This is a genomic window from Escherichia sp. E4736, assembly GCF_005781225.1.
Taxonomy (GTDB): Bacteria; Pseudomonadota; Gammaproteobacteria; order Enterobacterales; family Enterobacteriaceae; genus Escherichia.
Genome location: NZ_VATT01000053.1, coordinates 1 through 5,537, shown reverse-complemented (window position 1 = coordinate 5,537; position 5,537 = coordinate 1). Strand labels below are relative to the sequence as shown.

At 48.4% G+C, this 5,537-nt stretch carries 12 protein-coding genes; all 12 read right to left on the bottom strand.

Features of this window, described 5'->3' with window-relative positions; all coding sequences use genetic code 11:
- Nucleotides 1–325: 325 nt before the first annotated feature.
- On the bottom strand, nucleotides 326–949 hold the full coding sequence (locus FEK46_RS22655; protein ID WP_135559901.1) for an antitermination protein: 624 nt from the start codon (nucleotides 947–949) through the stop codon (nucleotides 326–328).
- Nucleotides 946–1,611, bottom strand: coding sequence for a serine/threonine protein phosphatase (locus FEK46_RS22650; protein ID WP_135559902.1), 666 nt, complete (start codon nucleotides 1,609–1,611; stop codon nucleotides 946–948). The genes FEK46_RS22655 and FEK46_RS22650 overlap by 4 nt, the downstream gene beginning before the upstream one ends.
- Entirely contained in the window at nucleotides 1,589–1,795 is a 207-nt protein-coding gene (locus FEK46_RS22645; RefSeq protein ID WP_000144614.1) for a phage NinH family protein, read from the bottom strand. Before FEK46_RS22645 ends, FEK46_RS22650 begins: the two co-directional genes overlap by 23 nt.
- Entirely contained in the window at nucleotides 1,792–2,403 is a 612-nt protein-coding gene (locus tag FEK46_RS22640; RefSeq protein ID WP_135559903.1) for a recombination protein NinG, read from the bottom strand. The genes FEK46_RS22645 and FEK46_RS22640 overlap by 4 nt, the downstream gene beginning before the upstream one ends.
- Nucleotides 2,396–2,572: a protein NinF gene (locus FEK46_RS22635; protein ID WP_024236139.1), complete on the bottom strand. Its 177-nt coding sequence runs from the start codon at nucleotides 2,570–2,572 to the stop codon at nucleotides 2,396–2,398. Before FEK46_RS22635 ends, FEK46_RS22640 begins: the two co-directional genes overlap by 8 nt.
- Nucleotides 2,572–2,931, bottom strand: coding sequence for a phage protein NinX family protein (locus tag FEK46_RS22630; RefSeq protein ID WP_000386657.1), 360 nt, complete (start codon nucleotides 2,929–2,931; stop codon nucleotides 2,572–2,574). The genes FEK46_RS22635 and FEK46_RS22630 overlap by 1 nt, the downstream gene beginning before the upstream one ends.
- 2 nt (nucleotides 2,932–2,933) lie before the next feature.
- Nucleotides 2,934–3,110, bottom strand: a complete 177-nt coding sequence (locus FEK46_RS22625) for a NinE family protein (RefSeq protein WP_025723712.1) — start codon at nucleotides 3,108–3,110, stop codon at nucleotides 2,934–2,936.
- Nucleotides 3,077–3,250, bottom strand: a complete 174-nt coding sequence (gene ninD / locus FEK46_RS22620; RefSeq protein ID WP_000679700.1) for a protein NinD — start codon at nucleotides 3,248–3,250, stop codon at nucleotides 3,077–3,079. Before ninD ends, FEK46_RS22625 begins: the two co-directional genes overlap by 34 nt.
- Nucleotides 3,247–3,837, bottom strand: coding sequence for an MT-A70 family methyltransferase (locus FEK46_RS22615; protein WP_021560741.1), 591 nt, complete (start codon nucleotides 3,835–3,837; stop codon nucleotides 3,247–3,249). The genes ninD and FEK46_RS22615 overlap by 4 nt, the downstream gene beginning before the upstream one ends.
- Complete coding sequence (locus FEK46_RS22610) at nucleotides 3,834–4,274, bottom strand: recombination protein NinB (RefSeq protein ID WP_063082836.1); 441 nt, start codon at nucleotides 4,272–4,274, stop codon at nucleotides 3,834–3,836. The genes FEK46_RS22615 and FEK46_RS22610 overlap by 4 nt, the downstream gene beginning before the upstream one ends.
- A gap of 213 nt (nucleotides 4,275–4,487) precedes the next feature.
- The gene (locus tag FEK46_RS22605) at nucleotides 4,488–4,814 is read right to left on the bottom strand and encodes a hypothetical protein (RefSeq protein WP_021823881.1); all 327 of its coding nucleotides are present in this window, start codon (nucleotides 4,812–4,814) and stop codon (nucleotides 4,488–4,490) included.
- A 72-nt stretch (nucleotides 4,815–4,886) separates the two neighbouring features.
- Nucleotides 4,887–5,537: DnaB helicase C-terminal domain-containing protein (locus FEK46_RS22600; RefSeq protein WP_240731151.1), on the bottom strand; the 651-nt coding region annotated here is incomplete at its 5' end.

The window sequence follows — 5,537 nt, the reverse complement described above, 5'->3', positions numbered from 1 at the left end:
ATATGCACGGGCAAAACGGCAGGAGGTTGTTAGCGCAACTTCTTGCCACCCGCTTTCACGAAGCCAGCCATTGAGCTGGTTTTCTTTTATGCAAAGCACACCGCACCGTAGCCACAGCGGATAAGGTGATTATTTTGGTCTGTCTGGTAGTTGGTTTGATGCGCTTTCAGAAAGGTCGTGCTTAAAACGCAAAAAGCCCCGAGCTATTAACTCAGGGCTTTATTTAACGAGTGCATTTATCCATCGTTGAGTCAAATTTACCCAACTTTATTCAGTAAGTCAATATTATGCCGTTAATATGTTGCCATCCGTGGCAATCATGCTGCTAACGTGTTACCGCATTCAAAATGTTGTCTGCAATTGACTCTTCCTTGTGGCATTGCACCACCAGAGCGTCATATAGAGGCTTAACAGTGCGTGACCAGGTGGGTTGGGTAAGGTTTGGGATTAGCATCGTTACAGCGCGATATGCGGCGCTTGCTGGCATCCTGGAATAGCCGACGCCTTTGCATCTTCCGCACTCTTTCTCAACAACTCTCCCCCACTGCTCTGTTTTTGCTATATCAACCGCACGGCCTGTACCGTGGCAATCTCTGCACCTTGCTCCCGGCGTCGCGGCACTACGGCAATAATCCGCATAAGCGAATGTTGCGAGCACTTGCAGTACCTTTGCCTTAGTATTTCCTTCAAGCTTTGCCACGCCACGGTATTTCCCCGATACCTTGTGTGCAAATTGCATCAGATAGTTGATAGCCTTTTGTTTGTCGTTCTGGCTGAGTTCGTGCTTACCACAGAATGCAGCCATTCCGAATCCGGCTTGTGATTGCGCCATCCCCATAGCAGCCATCACATCAGTACCGGAAAGAGAGTCAGAAGCCGTGGCCCGTGGTGCGTCGCTCATCATCGGGCTTTTTGGCGAATGAAATTTAGCTACGCTTTCGAGTCTCATGCGCCTTCTCCCTGTACCTGAATCAATGTGAGGTTTCCGCAGAACACTGCTCCGGTATCGATATACATTTGGTTGGCAAATTTAAGTGGTTTCACTGCTGGCGTATGACCAAAGATGAACGTGTCCGCGCCTTTGATTTCTTTCACGATCCCGTCTTGTGAGTTGCTGATTCGTTCGCGGTTCCAGATTACCAGCTGATGATCAACTGGCTTTCCAAACTCGTATTCATCACAAGGATAATCGGCGTGGCAGATGACATATTTTTTACCTTTGCTCACCAGTTCGATGATTAACGGAAGTTCATCTGCTTTATGGGCAAGAGCTTTAGCCAGAATTTCTTTGTCGTAATCGAGATTAAAGAACCAGCCACCGCCATTAAGCAGCCAGTGATTGACGTTTCCACGCTCTGATAAGCCATCAATCATCATTTGCTCATGGTTTCCACGTACAGCTCGGAACCAGGGGAATGTGATTAATTCCAGACATTCGACGTTCTCTGTACCGCGATCAACCAAATCGCCAACCGAGATAAGCAGGTCTTTTTTGGTGTCGAATCCTATCGTCTCCAGTTTTTTCATCAGGTTCGTGTAGCATCCGTGCAGATCGCCAACTACCCAAATATTTCGGTATTTGCTGCCATCAATTTTTTCGTAATAGCGCATCTCTTTCACTCCATCCGCGATGAACCATGAGAACGTCGTTGACGATGGCGTGCATTTTCCCGTCTTTATCATCAACGTATTTTCTTACCGTACCGCGACTACATTTCAGTCTGCGTGCTACTTCTGTCTGGTTTCCGTATGCTTCAACGAGCATGTCTGGAATGGTTTTTACTGAGAACGTCATGCGGCCTCACTTCTGCTATTTCGCAGGTCTTTGAGTTTCTGCTGATACTCCGCCTTGATGGCCCTGCACTCTTCGACAGTCCAGCGATGGCGGCTATGGTTTGATTCGATTTCGTCTACTGCTTCCTGCCCGATGCGGCTAATCAGTTCGACGCGATACGGAACGAGATTTCCGCTTTTGTGCTGGTTGCACACCACGCATTGCTTGTGAATATTGCGTTCATCAAATCGGAGTTGAGGTGCCGCAGCAGTTGTCCGGTAATGTCCGGCATCCCACTGAGCAGACGTGAGCGTTCCGCACGAGATACATGGTAAGTCGCGGTCTCTTTCTCTGATGAAGGCGTTTACAGCTTGTTGGGCTTGTTTAATCCAGTAACTGCGGGGCTTTAAGGCGAGTTTTCGAATCTTCAGTTTATCTTTCTGTTTCTGCTCCTCTCGTCGTAGTTTCTTCTCTGCTGCTTTTTCCGCTTTTTCGCGTTCTTTACTTCGTCGTTCGAGTGCTATCTTGGTTCCACACTCTGGAGAGCACCACCACTGATTAGCGAATGCAGGGTGAAACCATTCCCGACATTCATTGTTTTTACATCGTCTTCGCGCTGGTTTAGCCATCGTCTTCTTCCTCGTACATTGAGCTATTCGGATCGCTCATCAGTTCTGTGCAGCAGTGCTCACACACGTGAACTTCCAGCACATGCAGCTTCTGACCGCAGTTAGCGCACGTTAAAGCCCGCTCGACGCTTTCTTTCTGGTATTGAATGGATTGGGATGGGCTAAGCATTATTGGATTCTCTGCATCATGAGAAAGACAATCATGGCGGCGCGGAGGGGATTTTCATGTATAGCTCGCTTAGATTTACAGTAGGCCACACCGCGTGCACCCCACTCGTCTTCATCGAGATTGATAATGCTAATCCTGTATTTTTCAATAATCGGCCATGCGTCTGCTGGGTTTGCGCATGGGTTAAAGGATCCGCGCTCAACTTCTACTTCAACTGCGTCTCCGTTTACAATGTCTCCCTCAAATGAGACAAACACCATATCGCCATTCTCACCTTCTTTGTAATCCGGTGATCCGTTATGAATGGCTTCGAATACCGCCACGTTAATTTCAAAATCACTTAACTGTGAATAATCCATTGTCATTTCCTCGCACGATTTCTTAGCCACCGGATATCCCACAGGTGAGCCGTGTAGTTGAAGGTTTTTACGTCAGATTCTTTTGGGATTGGCTTGCGTTTATTTCTGGAGCGTTTCGTTGGAAGATATTTGCAGTTTTCACAGATTATGTCGGTGATACTTCGTCGCTGTCTCGCCACACGTCCTCCTTTTCCTGCGGTAGTGGTAACACCCCTGTTGGTGTTCTTTCACACCGGAGACACCATCGATTCCAGTAAGGCTGTCCTGGTCGAAAGCGATCGTCTTCCTTTCGCTCTCCACATCGATAACAGTGCTTCATGCGATCACCATTTTGCATGGTTTAATCGCCATGCCGGGAGCCAGTTCAAAATCGGAGTCGCACTGATTTCCCCACATATCCCACCCGGTCACTTTGTCGCGGCTAAATAACTCACAGCGCGGCACGTCGCCAAGCAACTTAGCTAACATGTCTCTTACGATCGGTGGTTTTGCACTGTGCTCCATTCTCGGTGCGGTAAAGTGCTGGCATATTGAAGCGTCCATTCTCTCAGGTAACCGCCCTCGAACGGCAAACAAGCAATCCTCGCTATTTGCCCGGGTCATATGCCCCATTCCGATCGCACTGTTGCCTTTGTGCTTATTGGTTTTGTGCCAAGTAAAGCCTTTCATAGTCATCAACCTGAATCCCCACGCCTCAATTACCTTTAGCGCTTCGGCTGGCTGTGTCGGCACCCACCACATCGCTAACAAGCAAGATTCTGGATCCGCTAAATCCCATACTGGCAGTCGGCAAATGTCCTGAACATTCATAACATCGTATTTATGTCCAGCACCGCGATTGCCATCGTTGGCTTTGTCGCGATATTGCCATGGCGGATCTGCGTAAATAAGTTGGTATTTGTTCATTCAGTTTTATCTCCCCATCTCGCTTTCCACTCCAGAGCCAGTCGCGCTTCGTCTGACCACTTAACGCCATGTTCTGTACCGAATGCCTGTATAAGCTCTAATAGCTCCGCAAATTCGCTTACACGCATCCTGCTGGTTGACTGGCCTATTACCACAAAGCCATTCCCGGCAAGGTTAGGAACAACGTCTTGCTGCTTTAATGCTGCGGTAAACACACACTTCCAGCTTTCTGCATCCAGCCAGCGACCATGCCATTCAACCTGACGAGAGACGTCACCAAGGCAAGCCCAAAGCTTTCGATTCTGGTCTAAGCTGCGGTTGCGTTCCTGAATGGTTACTACGATTGGTTTGGTTGGGTCTGGAAGGATTTGCTGGATAGCTTGAATGGCGTTCTGCTGATGGATGGGGCTTCTTAGTTCAAACGTTAGTTTCCTCATGGGATGAACTCCAGTGTGCGATGTTAAATTCCCATTTAATTACCTTTGCATACCCAATTTTGAACCCATCAATACCTATCCACCGCTTGCCACTCCAATAAGCTGTACCACTTTGCTTGAAATGATGTGGATGCTTAGATTGAGTGGTCACTGTTACAGGTAAATATGGCTTCGGGTATTCCCCATTCCCTGGATAACCAGATTTAATTCTGCTCATTGATACCCTCTCTCACTTAATCGCGCCCACGCTTCGTTAAACTCTTCTCGGGTTGCGCCGGATTTTCTTTCTTCAAACATCATGCATTCGCTGATGTCTCCCCATGACTTTGGTCGCTTTTCAGCGAACAGATCATCCCATTCGAATACCCAGCGTCCTGATTTTCGGTAGTGGTAAATGGTCAGCCATGTTGTGCTGTTCGCTGGATACCCATAGAGAACTTCGACTTTTTGATCACGGTCTTTATGCTTTTTCAGCAGGATAAAGCCAGCAACCAGCGAAGCTCCGGCAAGAATGATGATTGGAATTTGCCAGTCAGCCACACTTCCCTCTCCCCCAAATAAAAAGGCCTGCGATTACCAGCAGGCCTGTTATTAGCTCAGTGATGTAGATGGTCATACGTCAGCCCCTTGTGCATATCGTCTGCCACGCGCAGCAGGTGCATTTGATGCTGTGCAAATCTGTCTGGCTTCATCCTGGTCACATGCAACAAAGTGTCCGTTGCAGAACCGCTGGTAAACCGTACCAAGCGAGCCAAAACGGTTTTTCGTCACGATGATTTCAGCAAATGGCGCGGCGCTACTGTTCTCGTCATATACCGCTTCCCGATAGAGCATGATGATTGAGTCTGCGTCCTGTTCAATGCTTCCTGAATCACGCAAATCTGCGTTTGTCGGGCGTTTGTTTGGTCGCTTCTCAACATCGCGTGAAAGCTGACTTAGGGAGATAACAGGCGTTTTCAGGTCTTTCGCCATCGCCTTAAGGCTTCCTGAGATGTGAGCAATTGCGAGGTCGTTGCGGTCTGCTTTCGGCTTCTCAATCAGGCCAAGATAATCCGCCATGATGAGTGACAGGTTTGGATTTTCCTGTTTGTGTCGTTCTGCGATTGAGCGTATTTCTTCGACCGATAACCGCGAGGCATCGACTACCCATACATCCAAATCTGCAAGCTGATTCATGCCGTTAGCAACACGCGCCCAGCCTTCGTCATCCATCGATGCAGGATTTCGCAGCACGCTAACCGGCATCCTCCCGGCGTTGGCAAT